General features: G+C 40.2%; 14 protein-coding genes. 11 read left to right on the top strand and 3 right to left on the bottom strand.

The annotated features are described in order from the left end of the window. Nucleotides 1–255: 255 nt before the first annotated feature. Nucleotides 256–1,557 carry an HD domain-containing phosphohydrolase gene (locus MHN81_RS14260; protein ID WP_023399207.1) on the bottom strand — a complete coding sequence of 434 codons (1,302 nt, stop codon included), beginning with the start codon at nt 1,555–1,557 and terminating at the stop codon, nt 256–258. Between the two features lie 95 nt (nt 1,558–1,652). Here MHN81_RS14260 and MHN81_RS14265 point away from each other — a divergent pair, with 95 nt between their 5' ends. The 9 genes from MHN81_RS14265 (at nt 1,653) to MHN81_RS14305 (ending at nt 14,400) form a co-directional block, all read left to right on the top strand. Beyond that, nucleotides 1,653–2,720, top strand: coding sequence for a response regulator (locus MHN81_RS14265; protein WP_023399206.1), 1,068 nt, complete (start codon nt 1,653–1,655; stop codon nt 2,718–2,720). Then, nucleotides 2,717–3,256: a heme NO-binding domain-containing protein gene (locus MHN81_RS14270; RefSeq protein WP_023399205.1), complete on the top strand. Its 540-nt coding sequence runs from the start codon at nt 2,717–2,719 to the stop codon at nt 3,254–3,256. The genes MHN81_RS14265 and MHN81_RS14270 overlap by 4 nt, the downstream gene beginning before the upstream one ends. 2 nt (nt 3,257–3,258) lie before the next feature. Next, a complete protein-coding gene (locus MHN81_RS14275) occupies nt 3,259–4,209 on the top strand; it encodes an ATP-binding protein (protein ID WP_239426026.1) in 951 nt (316 codons plus the stop codon). A gap of 499 nt (nt 4,210–4,708) precedes the next feature. After that, nucleotides 4,709–7,837 (top strand): glycosyl hydrolase family 18 protein, encoded by a 3,129-nt coding sequence (locus MHN81_RS14280; RefSeq protein WP_239426027.1) that lies wholly within the window; start codon nt 4,709–4,711, stop codon nt 7,835–7,837. Nucleotides 7,838–7,917: 80 nt separating this feature from the next. Continuing rightward, nucleotides 7,918–9,351 carry a lytic polysaccharide monooxygenase gene (locus MHN81_RS14285; protein ID WP_239426028.1) on the top strand — a complete coding sequence of 478 codons (1,434 nt, stop codon included), beginning with the start codon at nt 7,918–7,920 and terminating at the stop codon, nt 9,349–9,351. Between the two features lie 68 nt (nt 9,352–9,419). Then, nucleotides 9,420–11,879 carry a glycosyl hydrolase family 18 protein gene (locus tag MHN81_RS14290; RefSeq protein WP_239426029.1) on the top strand — a complete coding sequence of 820 codons (2,460 nt, stop codon included), beginning with the start codon at nt 9,420–9,422 and terminating at the stop codon, nt 11,877–11,879. Between the two features lie 149 nt (nt 11,880–12,028). Beyond that, on the top strand, nt 12,029–12,787 hold the full coding sequence (locus MHN81_RS14295) for a transporter substrate-binding domain-containing protein (RefSeq protein ID WP_023399200.1): 759 nt from the start codon (nt 12,029–12,031) through the stop codon (nt 12,785–12,787). 9 nt (nt 12,788–12,796) lie between these two features. After that, on the top strand, nt 12,797–13,210 hold the full coding sequence (locus tag MHN81_RS14300) for a hypothetical protein (RefSeq protein ID WP_023399199.1): 414 nt from the start codon (nt 12,797–12,799) through the stop codon (nt 13,208–13,210). A gap of 2 nt (nt 13,211–13,212) precedes the next feature. After that, a complete protein-coding gene (locus MHN81_RS14305; RefSeq protein ID WP_239426030.1) occupies nt 13,213–14,400 on the top strand; it encodes an anhydro-N-acetylmuramic acid kinase in 1,188 nt (395 codons plus the stop codon). On the opposite strand, the gene MHN81_RS14310 is transcribed toward MHN81_RS14305, so the two are convergent. Together MHN81_RS14310 and MHN81_RS14315 are read right to left on the bottom strand one after the other, a co-directional pair. After that, the gene (locus MHN81_RS14310; protein WP_239426031.1) at nt 14,389–14,883 is read right to left on the bottom strand and encodes a hypothetical protein; all 495 of its coding nucleotides are present in this window, start codon (nt 14,881–14,883) and stop codon (nt 14,389–14,391) included. The two genes, MHN81_RS14305 and MHN81_RS14310, sit on opposite strands and share 12 nt — an antisense overlap. Nucleotides 14,884–15,001: 118 nt before the next feature. Beyond that, the gene (locus MHN81_RS14315; protein ID WP_023399196.1) at nt 15,002–16,141 is read right to left on the bottom strand and encodes a Na/Pi symporter; all 1,140 of its coding nucleotides are present in this window, start codon (nt 16,139–16,141) and stop codon (nt 15,002–15,004) included. 332 nt (nt 16,142–16,473) lie between these two features. On the opposite strand from MHN81_RS14315, the gene MHN81_RS14320 reads away from it, so the two are divergent. Next, nucleotides 16,474–18,447 carry an ATP-binding protein gene (locus MHN81_RS14320; protein WP_239426032.1) on the top strand — a complete coding sequence of 658 codons (1,974 nt, stop codon included), beginning with the start codon at nt 16,474–16,476 and terminating at the stop codon, nt 18,445–18,447. 81 nt (nt 18,448–18,528) lie between these two features. After that, complete coding sequence (locus MHN81_RS14325; RefSeq protein WP_239426033.1) at nt 18,529–19,032, top strand: YcgN family cysteine cluster protein; 504 nt, start codon at nt 18,529–18,531, stop codon at nt 19,030–19,032. The last annotated feature ends 186 nt before the right edge of the window (nt 19,033–19,218 follow it).

Consider the following 19,218-nt stretch of genomic DNA (forward strand, 5'->3'; position numbering starts at 1 on the left):
ACTTCAACACTTCAACACTTCAACACTTCAACACTTCAACACTTCAACACTTCAACACTTCAACACTTCAACACTTCAACACTTCAACACTTCAACACTCAGCTCGTTTGTCAGCTTAACTCTGTAATGTTACTTAAATGCATGCTTGTATAAATCAAACATTTTGTATGATGTGTTCTTCACATTCAGAACGTCTTACTACATGCTTATTGCTACTAAATAGTCATAACAACTAATTTAACATAACTAAAAACACTAATTATCAACAACCATGATGCGAAAAGGGTTAGGTTTTTGTAACTCTAATTGTTGTAGTTTAGATATAGAATTTTCTGAAAAAACATGGCCTTTAGGTAATAGCATAATACCTTGAGCATTGTGCATAGCTAGGCCGAGCTCCATACCTGGTTTAAGTTGCTGCGCTGTCAATATACTCATACTGCCAACTTTATCAGTTTCTTCCTGATCTTTAGACAACACGCTAAGTAGAGAATCAACTACTTTAGGGTGATAAAAACTGCCACTGTACATTTTGATTATCTCTAAAGCATTTTCTTTGCGCTCAGCCATAGGCCTTTGACTTTGATACATGTGTTCCATGTAATCTCTTGCAACTGCTAGTACCTGGGCACCGATGGGGATCTCTTTACCTTTTAAGCCTTTAGGTACGCCTTGCCCATTGTACTTTTCGAATTGACTATAAATAGCTTCGGCAACATCGCTTAAATGCTGGGCTGGCATAAGCATTAGTTGTGCTGTAGATGGGTGAGTTAAAAATAACTTCTTTTTTTCACTGTCTAGTTCGTGAAATGGTTTCGCGTACAAACTAGGGTCCATTGCCAATAAACCGACTTGTGAAAGGTAACCAGACATACGCACCATATCGGCGATTTCAGCGCTTAGTGATAAGCCTTTTGCTACTTGATAGCACAATTTAGCTATATTCTTCGCTTTGTCAGCGTCTAAATGGGGATTCGCGTTTATAAAATTATAAAGTAGCTCAACGGTGCTTCTATGTTCTTTTTTCTCGTTTTCATTCGCTGCTTCTAGCTGTTTAAGTACTTGCCTAATTTGAGAAGTCCTTTTTTCAACTAGGCTTTCTAAGTTTGTATTTAGCTCTTTCAGCTCTTCATTTTGAGATTGAATTTGTTTTTGAAGCGCATCATTTTGTTTTTTTAGTTTTGTAAGTTCAGCAGCCTTATTTATCTCCCGAACCAGTTGCTCATTGTTCCAAGGTTTTTGCAGGTAACCATGTATCCCGCCACTATTGATCGCATTAATGGTATCTTGTATATCGGAGTAACCCGTAAGTAGTATTCTCCTAGCATCCGGGGAGATAGCTTTAGCATGAGTTAAAAACTCAGCCCCATCCATATTTGGCATTCTCATATCGGAAATTATGACATCAAAATCAATTTCACGAACACGATCGAGCGCTTCATTTCCAGATTGAAAAAGCTCAGCTTTTATTCCATTTTGTCTTAATAACCTACCCAGTGATTTCAACACACTTTCTTCGTCATCAAGACAAAGTACGACTATCGGATCATCATTCATTTATAAAATGCGCTCCTACTCACCATTATTGATTTGTTATAAGTTTTAAAATTAGACTAAACTTTAATAAGAAACAACAAAATAGGCACACTTTGATGAAAATAAAATCGACGAATGTGTTGATATTAGATGATGACAAATTGATCCTCCGGGCACTATCGAAATCTCTATCTCGCGCACTTGGAGTAGACAACGTTGTAACGCTAAACGATGCCACATTGGTCGACCATTATTTAACTAGCTCTGAGATTGAATTCAATTTGTTTATCACTGACTTTCAAATGCCTGTTTTAAATGGCTTGGAAGTTCTACAAATTGTGCAACAGCATAGCCCAAAAACGACTCGAGTGTTGATGTCAGGTGATTTAGAGAATTTACAAACTAACTCTAAACAGATACCTGCTAATATATTTCTCCCAAAGCCGTTTTCAATCGATGATATTAAACATTTGGGTAGTTTGTTAGACGAAATTGCCACTGTTCACTTTCAAGAAGAAGAGCTAATTCAGTTAGGTCTTATGCCTTACGTTCCTATACCAGATGAGAAAACGCATTCAGACATTAGAGTTGGCACACCTACTGAAAACCACCAACTAGATAGGCTAAATCAGGCTGTTTGCGCCAGTGCCGAAAGCTCTATGCTTAGCAGCAAATGTCTCGAGGTTACTCATAATCTAATCCAAATTCTTGAAGCCATAACAGATCAATTGATCGACACAGTTGGAATTAACAAAATTAAGGAAGCATTTCAACACTACTATGAATGGGCTGCGCGCTCTTATAAGTTTGCAATTCGTAACACCGTCAAGCAACAGGAAGCCGAGATCATCTTTCAAATAATTTTAAGCTATGTTTTAAATCATGTGTTCCGCGAGTATCTTCGCGAGCTCTCGATGAAAACATACGAAATGCAATTATTGGATCGTTTTGCTGTTATATGGGGGGTCGAACCGTTCATCGTTGAAAGGAGACGTAATATACTAAATTCGTCTAACTTGTCGGAGAACGACTTTATCACTAGAGCCGCTCTAAATTGTCTCGACAATAGTAAATCTCAAAACATTTTAGACATTTTCGAATCTGATACATCCGATATCCACTCTTTGACTATGTATTTGGACGGTTCGAAGCGCGAAGATATAATCAAAGAGGGTATATTATGAAAGGTGTGATTTTTCGTTGTTTGGAAGAACTTGTAATCGAGACAAAAGGAATGGATTTATGGGAGCAGCTTTTAGAGCAACATTGCCCCACTGATAGAGTCTATATTAGTGCACAGTCTTATCCTGACGAAGAGTTGGTGGCATTAGCAACCAGTGTCTCAAAAGCTCTAAATTTGAACATGCCAGAGACATTAAAAGCATTTGGCACTTACCTGTTTTCATTTTTAGCAAAAAAACACACCTCTATTGTTAAAGAGTTTCATAGCTTTGAGCAGCTTATACTTTCCATTGATAAAGTGATCCACAGTGAAGTTCAAAAGCTGTATGATGAACCAAATCTGCCAATGATCGATGCGACTGTAGTGGACTCAGAAACTATCAAGCTAATTTATAATTCACCTCGGCAGCTGTGTTTTTGCGCTGAAGGTTTGATTTATGGTTGTGCTCAGCATTTTAATGAAAGTGTCGATATACAACAAACAACTTGTAGTCATCATGGTGACTCAATGTGTACTTTCATTATCAAACACGGGTAGTTATGCAAAATTATTACAAAGCATATATGCGAGAGAAGCAAGCTCGAGATGAATTAGAAGAGTTGCTAGAAGAAAAAACAAGTAAATTATATGCACTAAATGTAGAGCTCGAGAAAAAAATAGAGCTGTTAGAACGTCAACAAATCGCGGTAGTACAATCAGAAAAAATGGCGACCTTAGGTACTCTTTCAGCTGGCGTCGCACATGAAATAAATAACCCTCTTGCGTATCTTACTTGTAACATAGACACCCTAGCAGTCTACTCGAAAGATATAAACGAATTTTTGTCTCTTACAAGCAACTATATAGATGAAAAAGTTTCCCGCGATGAATTTTTTGAGCGTTTTCATAAGCTACAACAAGCAACCGACATTGCTGAATTAATAGAGGACCTTAGCGATATTTCTGAAGATTGCAAAGAAGGCTGTGATCGGATCAGCCTTATAGTAAAAAACTTACTCGACTTTGCCAAACCAAAAGCCGACAGCTCAATTGAATTTGAGGCTTCTGAGATTATTACACACGCTACGCAATTGTTAGAGAACAAACTAAAGCTCCTACAACTTGATATAGATTGCGAAAAGAACCTATTACTAAAAGGAAGTAAACCCAATTTAACTCAGGTTTTGCTCAACACTCTAGTTAATGCGGCACAATCATGCGCTGAAGCAAGAAACGCTGACTCGTCGTTTCGTGGCCATATTCAAATATCCGCCTTTAAGTCTGATAAAATGGTCGTTATTAAAATAAAGGATAACGGAACAGGCTTAGAAGAAGCTGATGCAAATCGTGTATTCGATCCTTTTTATACAACTAAACCATTGGGAGAGAGCACGGGAATGGGCTTGGCTGTTGTATATGGCATCATTTCAAATCACCTTGGTACAGTATCAATCAGCAACAATCCTGATTCTGGTGTCACACTAAGCCTCGAATTACCTCTGGCTTTTTAACCTAAGCCTCTGTCTACAAAAGCCTATTTATTGTAAAACATTAGACATAAGTCTAATCTGTTTCACTTAAGCTTCCATCAAATAATTTAAAAGTCCCTGCGCAAAATCAATTTCACGAAGATTTAATCATTAATTTATATAACCAATAATCATATATTATAACCATTTTAAATTTACGTGCACGTAAACTTTCGCATAACTTTTTTTAATGCGAAAGTTTACATTTAGACCCACTTCAGACACAGATATTAATTAACCAACTGTTATATATGCAATAGTATAAAATTTTACCTAAAAAAGAGATGAATTGGATTCATACGTTGGTTTTCAGTACAAAAATTAGTTTATTTCATATAGCCACTTTAAAAGCAGTACATAAGTATTAACAACTGGAAAAAGATGCTCATTATTTAACCACTGCAACATTGACGTGTTTAATTTCTATGTTAGCTTTATTTAACAAATGTTAATCACAATTAATGTAAAGGTTGGTGATAAAATGAAAATGAGAAATCATATTATAAATGCGCTCAAGTTGAGCTCAATAGCAATTGCAATTAGCACAACATATGCCCACGCTTATGATTGTACTGGTTTAGCTGACTGGCAAAGTGGCTCTACTTACGTCGGCGGTAATCAAGTGGTACAAAATAACACTGCCTATGAAGCTAAATGGTGGACACGTTCAGAACCTGCTTCACATTCAGGGCCAAATCAGGAATGGAAAAAACTTGGTGACTGTAGTGGATCAGGAGTAAATAAACCACCGGTAATCAGTCAGTTAAAGCCAGTTTCCGGATCTGAATTTAATCAAAATGACAGCGTTGCCATAAGTGTAAATGCAGTTGACGTTGACGGAAACGTTAACCGCGTTGAATTCTATGTAGACAACACGTTAGTCGCGACTGATTCAACAGGTACAGCTGATGTGTTTGATGCAAATTGGACAGCTGGACAGCCTGGTCAATACCAAATAAGCGCTAAAGCATTTGACGACAAAAACGAAGCTTCAAACGTTTTAACAAACTTACTGACAGTTAAAACAGCGACGCCAGTCAATGAAGCGCCTGTTGCTACACTGGATATAAAGTCTAAACCGGTAGAGCTAGTTGTTGGCAGTCAAGTTGTTTTCTCACTTTCAGGCAGCGATACCGACGGTACGTTAACAAAACTAAGCTTTGCAGTTAACGGTACAGAGGTGTTAACTACAAACGGTACGGCTACAGAACATACCTGGGTAGCAGAAGCAGATGGTACTTATAATTTTACTTTATCTGTGACTGATAATGACAGCGCTGTTACTAGTGTCTCTACGCAGCTTCAAGTTGGTGCTCAGGTACCTGGTGATAGAGATGCATGTAAACCAGACGGACTGTATCAAACTCCAGGTGTCAATACGCCTTACTGTACGATTTACGACGCGAATGGCCGTGAGCTAATGGGTCCTGATCATCCACGTCGCGTGATCGGTTACTTCACGAGCTGGAGAAATGGCGCTAATGGTCAACCATCTTACTTAGTTAACGACATTCCTTGGGATAAAATCACACACATAAACTACGCCTTCGCTCATGTCGATGCAGGAAACAAAGTGTCAATCGGCGATCCTAATGCAGCAGGAAACCCTGCCACCAATATGGAATGGCCTGGAGTCGCTGGAGCTGAATTGGACCCGACGCTGCCGTACAAAGGTCATTTCAACCTACTCAATAAATACAAAAAACAATACCCTGATGTCAAAACACTAATTAGTGTTGGCGGTTGGGCTGAAACTGGTGGCTTCTTTGGCCCTGACGGTAAGCGCGTCAACAGCGGCGGTTTCTACACAATGACGACCAATGCAGACGGTACAGTAAACAACGCAGGCATCGAGACTTTCGTAGCCAGTTCTGTGGAGTTTATTCGCAAGTATGGCTTTGACGGTGTTGATATAGACTATGAATACCCTTCTTCTATGAAAGACTCTGGCCACCCAGATGATTTCCCAATTTCGAATGCAAGAAGAGCTGGGTTAAATGCTTCTTATCAAGTGCTAATGAAGCGTCTTCGTGAAGAGCTAGACAAAGCAGGTCAGCAAGATGGCGTGCATTACATGTTAACAATCGCGTCACCATCATCAGGTTATTTGTTGCGCGGCATGGAGACTTTCCAGACCACTAAGTACTTAGATTACGTAAACATTATGTCTTATGACTTACACGGTGCGTGGAACTCGCACGTTGGTCACAATGCAGCTTTATACGATACGGGCGAAGACTCTGAGCTTAAAGCGTGGGATGTATACGGCACTAAAGAGTTCGAAGGCATTGGTTACTTAAACACTGATTGGGCTGTTAAATACTTCCAAGGTGGTTTGTCAGCTGGACGTATTAACATTGGTATTCCTTACTACACACGTGGATTCCAAAATGTTCAAGGCGGGACTAACGGTCTATGGGGACAGGCTCCGCTACCAAATCAAGCCGACTGTCCTCCAGGCACAGGTTCTGGTGAAAAGAACAAATGTGGTAACGGTGCTATCGGCATTGACAACCTTTGGCATGACAAGAACGACGTAGGCTTAGAAGTTCCAGCGGGTTCGAATCCGCTATGGCACGCTAAGAATTTACAAAATGGAGTCGTTCCTAGCTATCTTGCTGCATACGGCTTAACGCCGGACACAGATCCTTCGGACCAATTAACTGGTACATATGCTCGCCACTATGACTCAGTCGCAGTTGCGCCATGGCTATGGAATGCTCAGAAAAATGTCTTTATTTCAATTGAAGACGAAGAATCAATGGGTACAAAAGTTGATTACGTCATTAATCAAGGTTTAGGCGGCATCATGTTCTGGGAGCTGGCAGGCGACTTCGACTATGACGCGGCTAAAGGTGAATACTTCATGGGTTCAAGCATGACAACACTTGCGTATGACAAGTTTAAGCAGTCAGGCTCGCAATATGATATTCATCGCGGTGATATTGCATTCCAAGTACCAACTGAACAGGTTGACGTTTCTTTTGAAGCTAAAAACTTCCCAGTAGGCGACGACAATTACCCAATAGCACCAACATTTGCATTTACCAACAATTCGAATATTGACCTCTCTGGCGCGAAAATATCGTTTGATGTGCCAGTGTCGACATCTGCAATACTTAAGTCTAATTGGAACGCCCAAGAAAAACTTAAAATGGCAGTAGACGTAAACAACTCCAACGCAGCAGGTAACAATATCGGTGGTTTTGACAATGACTTCCACAGATTCTCCATTACTTTTGTAGACGAGTGGGGCAATACTCCTAAGTCTTTTGCACCTGGAGAAACCGTCAATGCGCAGGTGATGTATTACATGCCAGTTACAGGTCCTGTTAACTTTACAGCAGAAAAAGACGGTAAGCGTTATGCCTTTAAATTTGAACATCCTACGCTACCTGCAGCAAAGCCAGGTGATGGTAATGGTGGTCCAATTACTCACTGTGAAGGTACGCCTATTGCAGACATCGTAGTTTACCCAACATTCCCGCGTCAAACCCACGCTGGTGCTGGTGATTTAATCATCGATGGTAAAGGTGTTTACAAAGCGAAATGGTGGAGTAATAAACAACCATCTACGAGTTCAGACTACCAAAAAGTCTGTTCGCTTTAACTAAAAGCCGGTGGAGGGCGACCTCCACCTTCCATTTGAGTACTTAACAAAAACAACATGTAGTCAATAAGGTGAGCGAAATGAAAACAATCAAAGGAAAGGTATTAACCTCTGTTTCTGTCGCATGCACAGCATATTTGTCATTACAATCTGTCAATGTTGCTGCGCACGGCTTTATGGATCATCCAAAAGCTAGACAATCCATATGTGAAGCCCAGGGCGGTTATTGGTGGCCAGATGACGGCTCGAATATTCCGAACCTTGCTTGTAGAGCGGCCTTTTTAGAATCAGGTTATGTACAGTTTGTTCAAGAACATGAATTCGCGTCTCTTATCGCTGACTACAATAATCAAGCAGCCGTAGAAGCTGCTGTGCCAAACGGAACACTTTGTGCTGCTGGTTCAAATGAAAAACGAGGAATGAACCTACCGCACGCAGATTGGCAAACAACTGACATAAAACCAAATGCAAATGGAGATGTCGCCGTACGATTTCGTGCAACAACTCCTCACAATCCAAGTTTTTGGAAGTTTTACCTAACTAAACCTACCTACAACCCAACTACAGACCTTTTAAACTGGGCTGATTTAGATCTAATTACCGAAGTTGGCAATATCAATTTTGTAACTGACCCTGACGGTAAAAAATTCTACGAAATGACTGTAAACATTCCACAAGATAGAAGTGGAAGAGCAGTACTGTACACTCGTTGGCAACGTAACGACGTAGCGGGAGAAGGGTTCTACAATTGCTCTGATATAAATATCGTGTCGGACACGCAACCAGTAAATTGGTATTCCGCAGGCTATTTCATCAAACAAGGACAAGATGCCAATGCTGGGGACACGGTATGGGCACGTGTTTTTGATGCAAATGGGCAAGAAATAGTTAAACAATCTCTAAAAATAACAACGACAAATGCTCTAAATTGGCAAACAGAATTAGCAACTACACTCAATACAAATTACGCAACTGATGTACAAGTTGGCGTTAAAGATACAGCTGGCAATATAAACTTCGACCAAAACAACTTACTGAGTAATGAAGTATATGTAGCTGATGCAGCACATACATATAACTTAACAATCCAAGTTAAGCAGCCAAATACGCCACCGACTGTGCACAAACCAGACCCTATCGTTATGAATGAACTCACTGAAACACAGCTTCATGTTCATGCGTTTGACGAACACACCATGGATTTGACATACACCTGGGATGTCCCAAATGGCCTGACATATACAGGAACTGGCGCAACTATAACACTCAAAGCGTCGGATGTCGCAGCAGATACAAACTATACGATAAATATCACCGTGTCGGATGGAGAGCTTTCGTCAACAACCTCAGCAGACATTACGGTTAAAGATGTCGTCAGTGCGCTAAAGCCTTGGAGTAAATCCAAAACTTATGTTGCTGGGGACAAAGTGAGTCACAATGGCGTTGATTACGAAGCTAAATGGTGGAACAGAGGCGAAGAGCCCGGCACCACACAAGTTTGGAAAAAGATTTAAACAGATGTAAAGGTCACTCCAATTTATTGGGGTTTGGATATAACATGTAAAATAAGGTTGAGATAGTAATGAAAATTAATAATTTAACTGCAGCTATAGGACTGGCTCTAATGTCTACTGGACTCATGGCAGCGCCTTCAGCACCACAGATCAGTTGGGAACCACAGACTTACTCTTTTGTAGATGTAAATCTAGAGGGAAATGGTTCTTACAAACAGATTGTTCAAGCTAAGGACGTAGTCACAGTAAACATTAAGTGGAACTCATGGAGTGGTACTGGCGGCGATAGTTACAAAGTTTATTTTGATAACCAAGTTGTAAATCAGGGCTCACTGGCAGCTGGTACCAAGGGTGGAACAGTTACCTTCCCTTATACTAAATCAGGTCGTCATACACTGTATTTAGAACTCTGTGATGCGACTGGTTGTGCAAAAAGTGCCGGAAAACCAATTGTAATTGCAGACACTGATGGCGGGCACTTACAGCCATTAACAATGGACGTAGATCCGAATAATGCTAATAACGGTACTATCCCGGGTATGGTTACAGGCGCTTACTTTGTAGAGTGGGGTATATATGGTCGCGATTTCGATGTATCGAATATCCCTGCTCACAATCTGTCTCACTTACTATATGGCTTCATTCCAATTTGTGGCGCCAATGAATCGCTAAAAGAAATTGAGAATGGAAATAGCTGGCGCGCACTGCAAAAAGCATGTGCTGATTCACAAGATTACGAAGTGGTAATTCATGACCCTTGGGCAGCGGTTCAGAAGACACTTCCTGGCACAGACAACAACGACCCTATCCGTGGTACGTATGCACAATTGATGGCACTTAAGCAGCGTTATCCTGACCTTAAAATTCTACCATCAGTGGGTGGCTGGACACTTTCAGACCCATTCCATGGCTTTACGACCAAAGCGAATAGGGACACATTTGTAGCTTCTATGAAGCAGTTCCTTAAAACTTGGAAGTTCTATGACGGTGTAGATATTGACTGGGAATTCCCAGGTGGTGACGGTCCTAACCCTGGTCTAGGTGATCCAGTCAATGACGGTCCTGCATATATCGCGTTAATGCAAGAACTAAGAGTCATGTTAGATGAGTTAGAAGCTGAAACGGGCCGTAAATACGAGCTGACTTCTGCAATTGGTTCAGGTTATGACAAAATAGAAGATGTAGACTACCAAGTAGCTCAACAATACATGGACTATATCTTCGCCATGACGTATGACTTTTTCGGTGGCTGGAATAACGTAACCGGACACCAAACAGCTATTTACTGTGGTTCACACCTTAGTCAAGGCGAATGTGAAGGTACTGGCTTAGATGACAATGGCGAACCTAGAAAAGGTCCTGCTTACACACTTGATAACGCAGTTAAGGCATTATTGGCACAAGGTGTAAACTCTAAGAAGATCGTTGTTGGCGCGGCTATGTACGGACGTGGCTGGGATGGCGTTTTAGATTCAAATACTACAATCCCAGGTAACCCAATGACTGCACCTGGTAATGGAAAATACTCAGGCTCAACCAGTGAAGGTGTATGGGAAGCCGGTATCATGGACTATAAAGCCATTGCTAAAAACCTAGTCGGCGGTGGAAATGGAGCTAATGGGTTCACAGTTGGTTACGATGAACAAGCGGAAGCAGCTTGGGTTTGGAACAAGTCTAAAGGAAAACTGCTTACTTACGATAGCCCTCGCTCAGTTCGTGCAAAAGGCCAATACGTAAACCTTCATAACTTAGGCGGCTTGTTCGCATGGGAAATCGATGCGGATAACGGTGACATTCTAAACGCTATGTACGACGGGTTAACTGGTGGTATGCCTGTAAACAGAGCGCCGGTAGTAAATGTTGATGCAAACCTAACATTGAACTCAGGTCAAATGGCAAACCTAACTGTTAATGCAACTGACCCTGAAGGACAAGCGTTAACTTATGCTTGGTCTGCTCAAGGACTAACATTAACAGGTGCAAGCACTGCGACTGTAGGTATTACAGCTCCAACAGTAACGACTGATACTACATATCAATTGAAGATTGTTGTGACTGACGACCAAAATGCAGCAACTGAAAAAACAGTGTCAGTGCTTGTAAAAGCTGATGTTCCAGCTGGCGCACCAGTTGTTCAGCCAATCAGCAATGTAACAGTTGAAGAAACAAAATCGGTGAATGTAGCTGCTGTAGCAACAGATCCAAACAATGACCCACTTACTTATACTTGGAATGTTCCTGCTAGCTTAACTGTTGTAGGTCAAGGTTCTGCTGTATCCCTAACCGCTGGCGAAGTAGCACAAGATACTACGGTAACTGTGACTGTTGATGTATCAGATGGTACTTATACGACTTCATCTTCATTCGATGTCACTATCAAAAATGTAGATGTAGGCGCAGCACCATGGGATGCAAACACAGTCTATGTTGGCGGAGATAAAGTTTCACACAATGGTGCATTATATCAAGCCAAATGGTGGACTAGAGGTGAAGAGCCAGGAAAAGCGCAAGTTTGGAAAGCACTTTAACGAGTCTTCATTATCGGATTGACATTGGTGGCGATGCTGTCAATTGACCTAGGGATAGGCCAATCCATGAAAAACAAAGGTGCTCTGCACCTTTGTTTTTTTCTACAAATAAATCATAATAAATTTATAATTCCACCCAGAAAAAGAATGTGAAACGACTAATACTTACACTAATTTTTATTACAAATTTCGCACATTCAGCCCCAAACTGTAAGTCAGAAAAAAAAATCGGAATTGGCGGAAATTGGCCTCCCTACATCACATATAAAGATGATGTACCGAGCGGTGTAGATATCGCAATCACGAAATTGGTATTTGCAGAAGCAAAAATATGCATACAGTTTTTACGTTTGCCGAGTTCAGCCAGAGGGCTGGTGGAGCTATATAAAGGATTTGTCGACGTTCTTCCCTCAGCCAGTTTTAACATTGAAAGAGCGCAAAATGCGCATTTTACTGTACCTTATAGAAGAGAACGAATGCGCCTGTTTACAAGATTAGACTTACCGCCAATTAAAAGTTTGACCGAGCTGTTTGCCGATGAATTTACTTTTGTCACAAACCCAGGAGCATATTACGGTGAAGAGCTGAAGCAAATCTTACAAATTTCTTGGTATCGGCAGCGTTTAGTTGAAGTGTCTAGTGCTTCGAGAAGAATGGAACTTGTGAATAAAAAGCGAATTGACTTTCTAATTGAAGATGAATATAGCGGTTACTACTATATCAACAGGCTAGGATACGATGGGTTAAGGCTACACTCATATATCGTCAATGATAATGCTATACACTTTATGCTTAGCCGTACAAACTTCTCTAAAAAAGAAATACAAGCGGTAAATAATGCAATTCGTACATTAGAGCCGAAAATAAACAAAATTCTAAAAGCAGCGCAACCCGAGGGATTTCGCTAGGAGGTATATTTGAAATATTTAACCGCATTGAGTCTTCTAATAATTTCCTTATCATCTTCAGCTGAAGAGAAGCCTTATAGAATTGACAGCTATTTGCCACCCATAAATGTATACGAGTTTTATCGAGAAGATAAAACAAGACCGCAAAAGAGCGATTTTAAGATTAAAAGTACTATCGCAATGTCAAACGAAGAGGGTAACCGAGCGGTACTTGTTAGCATTGAAAACCTTTCCTCAGGGCGAAGAATACTCGAGCCCGAACAAATAGTTGTCATGTATGCTAATGGTGATGTCACAAGACTTAGCTCATTGCCCAAAAAACTTACGGTTAATGGCGGTGCAAGCATAAACATCACCATAGAGCTAGGCTACAATATTTACCCCATTATATCGGTATTAACTTCTAATAATCTGAAGCAGTAACTATGAACCCCTACATTGATAAACTATACAACTTATCTAAAAAGTCAGAACGTACTATCATTGGGCTAATGAGCGGAACATCATTAGACGGTTTGGATATCGCAGTATGTAAAATTTCAGGTCAAGGTAGGGATACTTTTTGTAAGGTTTCTCATTTCGCGACTATTGCATACGACGAAGCAACTAAATCAAAAATCTTGAATGTGTTTGCAAAGGAGCAAGTCGACCTAAAGTACCTTACGTTACTTAACCCTTGGATAGGGGAACTGCATGCGAGATACATCAACGAACAACTACAACGTTGGCACATCGACCAACAGAGCATTGATTTAATAGCAAGTCACGGACAGACAATCTATCATTGCCCAAGCAGCTTCCATCAATACAGTGACTTTAACAACGCAACTTTGCAAATAGGTGACGGCGATCATATAGCGGTAAATACAGGAATAATTACGTTATCGGATTTCAGGCAAAAACATATTGCCGCAGGCTATGAAGGTGCACCTTTGGCCCAGTATGGAGACTACTGTCTATTTGCTAATGATAAACGGCACACTTTATTATTAAATATCGGTGGCATCGCTAACTTCACTTTGATTAAAAAAGACAGCTTAGGTAACGATCTGATCTGTTCAGATATTGGTCCAGGTAACACCATTATGGATCAATATGTTCGCAAACACCTTAACCTAGATTACGATGAAAATGGATGCTTTGCAGCCTCTGGTCAGGTAAGTGAACAATTACTTCAAGAACTTTTAGAGTTAGAGTTCGTAAGCCAACCAATGCCAAAAACAACAGGTCCCGAGCTATTTAACTTAACATTGCTCGAAAGTATGTTGGATTCTTTGAGCCTAAGTCAACTTGACCATCAGGATGTTCTGGCCACATTAAACAAATTTACTGCGTTATGTATTGTAAAACACATTGAACTACTCGACATAGATGCGGAGTTAGAAATACTGATAAGTGGCGGTGGGGCCTACAATACCTTTTTGATAGCAAGTATCAAAAACATGCTGGTATCGGACATTAATATCACTATTATGGATCAAAACGGCATTTGCGCAGAATCTAAGGAGGCCGTATTATTTGCGGTGTTAGCAAATGAAGCAGTTATGGGTGGAGCTCGGAAGAAACCAGACAATTCCAACTTAACTATGGGCAAAATATCTTTACCTTTGTAGTGCCAAGCCATTCAAAACGTCGTTTTTCAATTCAGATAGCTTTGCAGATAAAGTTTTGAAAAACGGCTGATTACTTTTTGTCGACTGCTCTGAAGTGTCTTTTCCATACAGTGGATGCGAAAGCTCTACTTGAGCGTCTACTATATTTTTAACGCCACCAGTTTCACCTAGTAAACTGAGCTGTGTCATGTAACTTCCAGCTTGCCCACTCCCTTGCAAGATCAACTCAACGGAACCTCGCATAATATCCATATCATCCAATTGTAAAGTGCCACTAAAGTTTACATACCTAGCATCTAAATGCGTCGCTGTAATAATTAACTTGTTGCCGCTGACAGCGTCACTAGGTAACAAACAATCAAGAACAAGTTCATCACCTTGCGTATCAAATACGATTTCATCTAGCGCAGACGCCTTACCGATAGGAAACAGCGGGTCTGTATGTGTATAAAGTTCAAATTGAATGGTTCTAGTATTTGGCATTTGTGAGTACTGAAAAATTAAAACAGTGATATTGTGACAATGCTTTATTGCAATAGTATGAACAAAGCCTCGGCGACTTTGCAAAAGTCCAGCCGAGGCTTAAGTGAGCTCGTGAAGCTTAACGAACTGCTAGCATAATTAGTCCTGGTACTACAAAGAAAGAACCAAGTACGTATCCAAATGCAGCAGTTTTGTTCTTAGCGCCAACTTCAGCTAGCTTCTCAGCACACTTAATTGGAATTTCACGTAGTAGTGGTAGACCGTAGATAAGACCTACAGCAAACACATTAAACATGACGTGTACAAGCGCAACTGTTAGAGCTACTTCACCTGCAGGGCCAGTAATAGACGTTGCTGCGAGCAATGCAGTAATCGTCGTGCCGATATTAGCACCTAAAGTGAAAGGGTAAATTTGGCGTGTAGTGAAAACACCGCTACCTGCAAGAGGGATCATCAAGCTTGTTGTTGTTGATGAAGACTGAACCATAACAGTAACTACTGCACCTGAGCTGATCCCAGCAACCGGACCACGGCCAATTGCACCATGTAACAAGTCTTTTGCTTTACCTACCAATGCTTGCTTAAGAAGCTTTCCAAGTGTTGTTACAGCGAATAAGATTAACGCAATACCGATAACAACCATTGCGATACCTGCGGCTTTGCCGTCAAGGAAACTTACACCATCTTTAACAATACCAACAGCAGGTTTAACTAGAGGCTTAATAAAGTTATAACTCTTGATTGATAAGTCCGCATCGCCAACAAAAAGGTGCGCCAAACTTGCAGAAAATTTTTCTAACAAACCAAACATGATTTCTAGTGGTAAGAAAATGGCAACCGCGAATAAGTTAAAGAAGTCGTGTACTGTTGAAGCTGCAAATGCACGCTGAAACTCTTCTTTTGAGCGAATATGACCGATTGATACAAGTGTATTTGTGATCGTAGTACCAATGTTCGCACCCATTATCATCGGAATGGCAATTTGTAGTGGTAAACCACCCGCAACTAGACCAACTATTACAGACGTAACAGTAGAAGAAGATTGGACAAGGGCTGTAGCAAGTGCACCTAATAAAAGCGCAACAAATGGGTTAGTAGCAAAAGCGAAAATTTCTTTCGCACCTTCAGAACCGCCGGAAGCAAGTTTAAAACCACCACTGACTGTACCTACTGCGACTAGCACTAAATAAACAAGAAATGCTATTGCACCCCAGGTTAGTAACTTTGATGGTAATGACTTTTGGCTATATTCACTCATTGATTTATCTCATTTTGTCAATGCCATTTTTTATGGCATTTTGATGACGTTTTTGTTTCAGGACGCATTTAAACAAAGAAATATGACAGAAATATTTCAGTCACGATAATTGTACCTAGAAACGATTACCAATTAATGTCCATCATCAAACAATTCGCGATAAATGAAGCAACTGAATTTGCTATATAACTGTTTTAACGTATTTTTATGAGATTTTGTTGTGTTACAATCATTTACATTAGAAGTTTAGCTAAACAACAATCATTCTCAGCCTCCATATTTGCTACATGATTGAGGGTTAGCATTGTTGAAAAAGGTAAAGAGAATAAGTAATGCGCTGTTTTTTGCTGATAATGCTGTGTTTTTTTTGTACAACCATACAAGCTAGCCCACTTTCAGATATGAAATCGAGCAGTGTTACCAAAGGCACTCAAGTCTTACCATTAAATCAAGAAGCTATGTTTTTTTTCGATTATGACGGTAAATTTCGCAGCGCTTTTGACTTTGAACATCACACAAACAACTTTAGACCACTCAACGAGATAAACAAAAAGCCCAAAATGGGAATATATTCTAAATGGGCATACATAAAACTAGACAATTCGAGTGACCAAAAAAAATGGATGATGTCGTTTGGCTTTCCGCGCCTGGCAAAACTATCAGTCTATAAAAAAACCCTTTACGGTTGGCAAGATTTATTAAACCTTGATGAATCAGACCCATTCAGCAAAAGGCCGATCCAAGACCCTCAGATGTATATCCCCCTAGATCTGGATTTTGGCGAAAATATATACCTCATTGAATATCAGACTTTTGCCAATGCGCCTGCCAATATAAGAGTCCACACACCTGAAAACTTTCTTAAGGAGTCCCACAAAAGCTTAATTACCAATGCCAGTCTTACCGGTGTAATAGCAGCAATATTACTCATTGTATTGGTTAATTTGTTTTTCAATCGAAATAGTACAAACGTGTACTACGCAGCTTGGACATTTTTATTCTTTTTAATCGTGGTGGATACAGCGGGCTTTAGCTTTCAATACTTTTGGCCTGACCATAATGCGTTTTCTGGGCAGTTTTCAATTTTCTTAATGGCCACCGTGCCACTCTTTCATCTATTATTTGTGAGAGGCTTCTTACAACTTAAACACTACCATCCAACGCTGAATAAAGTCTATTGCGCTTTCATATGCTTATACGCGATGTTAGTACCAACAGCACTGATCATTAACAGTGTCTATTTCAATCTCATTCTAAGCACCGTTGTCATACCTGTTTTCGTTTATACCGTTACTTGGAGTGCGAAACAGAAAGGCCCAGGTATGAGAACCTTCACCTTTAGTTTGATTAATCACTTATTGTTTCTAAACATTTTCACAATAGTTGGTGCCAGCTACGGCAACTTGATCGATGTTTTCGATATTACATCCTTTATAAAAATTGGTTACTTAATCGAAGTGTTGCTATTTACAGTTGCCCTTGCACTTCAACATAAGTCTTTGCAATCTCGACTTCTTAGTCAGTTGCAGCATCAGGTTCACGCTCTAAACCAAACCGTCAATACAAAGCATAAAGAAGTCAACGACAAAGAGGTCAAGCTTAAAGAAAAAGAAGAAAAACTGTTCACGGATCTTTCCCACGAGCTAAGAACGCCATTAACAGTCATGAAGATTCAGGTAGAGTCGCTACAATACAACATCGTCGAAAACGTTCAAGATTCTTACAATAAGTTAATGACTAAAATCGATGAGCTAAACACTTTCATTGATCAATTGATGCTGGTGACAGACGACAAAGATATTGCGTCTTTGCTAAACAAAGAACCAACCAATGCCAAAGTCTATGTCAATGAAGTATTTCAAACCTGTCTCAGTGAGGGAGACCCCAAAACGTCCAAATTTTCAATTTCCAACAAATTAAGTGATACGGTTTCAATTACGCTAGACAAGCAAACGATACAAAATGCCGTATGCGAAGTCGTTAAAAATGCATTGCGATTTGGCGGAGAAGGGGTAGAAATATCTCTTAATACTCATGTACACAATGACGACTTAATAATTCGAATCGAAGATTCAGGTATGCCGCTATCCTATGAAGCACATCAGCAGTTGTTTCAACCCTTATTTAGAGAAGAGGTGTCGAGAAGCACGCTTATGGGTGGTAAAGGCATGGGATTGGCAGTGTGTAAAAAAATAGTTGAATCCCATAATGGAAAAATTGAATCTCATAACAGTCTACTTGGTGGCCTGTGTATTGAAATCTCATTACCAATGGATTCAAAAGCTACGATCGCAGTATCTCAGTAGGAGAGTCTTAGCGCATTTTACTCTTTGCGCTATAACTAACTATACAGTAGAATCCGTCGTTCAATTTTTTGGGCGTTAAATATGAGCAGTATACAGTTTTGGGAAGCTAAGTCTTTAGCTGATATGTCCCCCCAAGAGTGGGAGTCAATTTGCGATGGGTGTGGAAAGTGTTGTCTTCACTCATTTATTAACAGTGATGAAGAAGAAGAGCATTTTGAAAGCACTGACGTACTCAGAGACGGTGAGGAACTGTTATACACCAACGTCATTTGTCAGTATAGCGATGTCAAAACAGGTGGATGTACACGTTATAGCGAGCGACAGACATTGGTGCCTACTTGTGTTCAATTAACAAAAGACAACCTAAAAGATATTTTCTTCATGCCCCAATCATGTAGCTATAGAAGACTTTATGAGGGCAGAGGCCTTGCATCATGGCACCCACTCAGGAATAACGGCTCCAAACAGCTAATGCATGATCTCGGCGTCAGCATTCAAAATAAAGTTGTAAAAGAAACAGAAATAGATTTAGAAGAAGCGTTCGAAGAGCATATCGTAGAATGGCCTGAGCACGATTGTGATTAAACCGTATAACTTTTTTATTTGTTAGTCGCTAGTTTGTTTATCTAGCTCACTGAGCACGCAACCTCGCTGTGTTCAGTGAAAAACACGCTCTTCAATCAACCTCGACTTCATTTTTTCCAAGTACCAAATCAATTTTTTCAATATTATATCCTCTGTTTAACCGCCTATTTTTCTCTTAAAAATTCA

This window comes from Pseudoalteromonas sp. Of7M-16, from assembly GCF_022347805.1.
Taxonomy (GTDB): domain Bacteria; phylum Pseudomonadota; class Gammaproteobacteria; order Enterobacterales; family Alteromonadaceae; genus Pseudoalteromonas; species Pseudoalteromonas luteoviolacea_F.

What these genes read in the sequence shown, in the direction of transcription:
- MHN81_RS14260 (WP_023399207.1), bottom strand. Translation starts at nt 1,557, where the DNA reads ATGAATGATGATCCGATAGTCGTACTTTGTCTTGATGACGAAGAAAGT.
- MHN81_RS14320 (WP_239426032.1), top strand. Translation starts at nt 16,474, where the DNA reads ATGCGCTGTTTTTTGCTGATAATGCTGTGTTTTTTTTGTACAACCATA.
- MHN81_RS14310 (WP_239426031.1), bottom strand. Translation starts at nt 14,883, where the DNA reads ATGCCAAATACTAGAACCATTCAATTTGAACTTTATACACATACAGAC.
- MHN81_RS14290 (WP_239426029.1), top strand. Translation starts at nt 9,420, where the DNA reads ATGAAAATTAATAATTTAACTGCAGCTATAGGACTGGCTCTAATGTCT.
- MHN81_RS14315 (WP_023399196.1), bottom strand. Translation starts at nt 16,141, where the DNA reads ATGAGTGAATATAGCCAAAAGTCATTACCATCAAAGTTACTAACCTGG.
- MHN81_RS14275 (WP_239426026.1), top strand. Translation starts at nt 3,259, where the DNA reads ATGCAAAATTATTACAAAGCATATATGCGAGAGAAGCAAGCTCGAGAT.
- MHN81_RS14325 (WP_239426033.1), top strand. Translation starts at nt 18,529, where the DNA reads ATGAGCAGTATACAGTTTTGGGAAGCTAAGTCTTTAGCTGATATGTCC.
- MHN81_RS14280 (WP_239426027.1), top strand. Translation starts at nt 4,709, where the DNA reads ATGAAAATGAGAAATCATATTATAAATGCGCTCAAGTTGAGCTCAATA.
- MHN81_RS14265 (WP_023399206.1), top strand. Translation starts at nt 1,653, where the DNA reads ATGAAAATAAAATCGACGAATGTGTTGATATTAGATGATGACAAATTG.
- MHN81_RS14305 (WP_239426030.1), top strand. Translation starts at nt 13,213, where the DNA reads ATGAACCCCTACATTGATAAACTATACAACTTATCTAAAAAGTCAGAA.
- MHN81_RS14270 (WP_023399205.1), top strand. Translation starts at nt 2,717, where the DNA reads ATGAAAGGTGTGATTTTTCGTTGTTTGGAAGAACTTGTAATCGAGACA.
- MHN81_RS14285 (WP_239426028.1), top strand. Translation starts at nt 7,918, where the DNA reads ATGAAAACAATCAAAGGAAAGGTATTAACCTCTGTTTCTGTCGCATGC.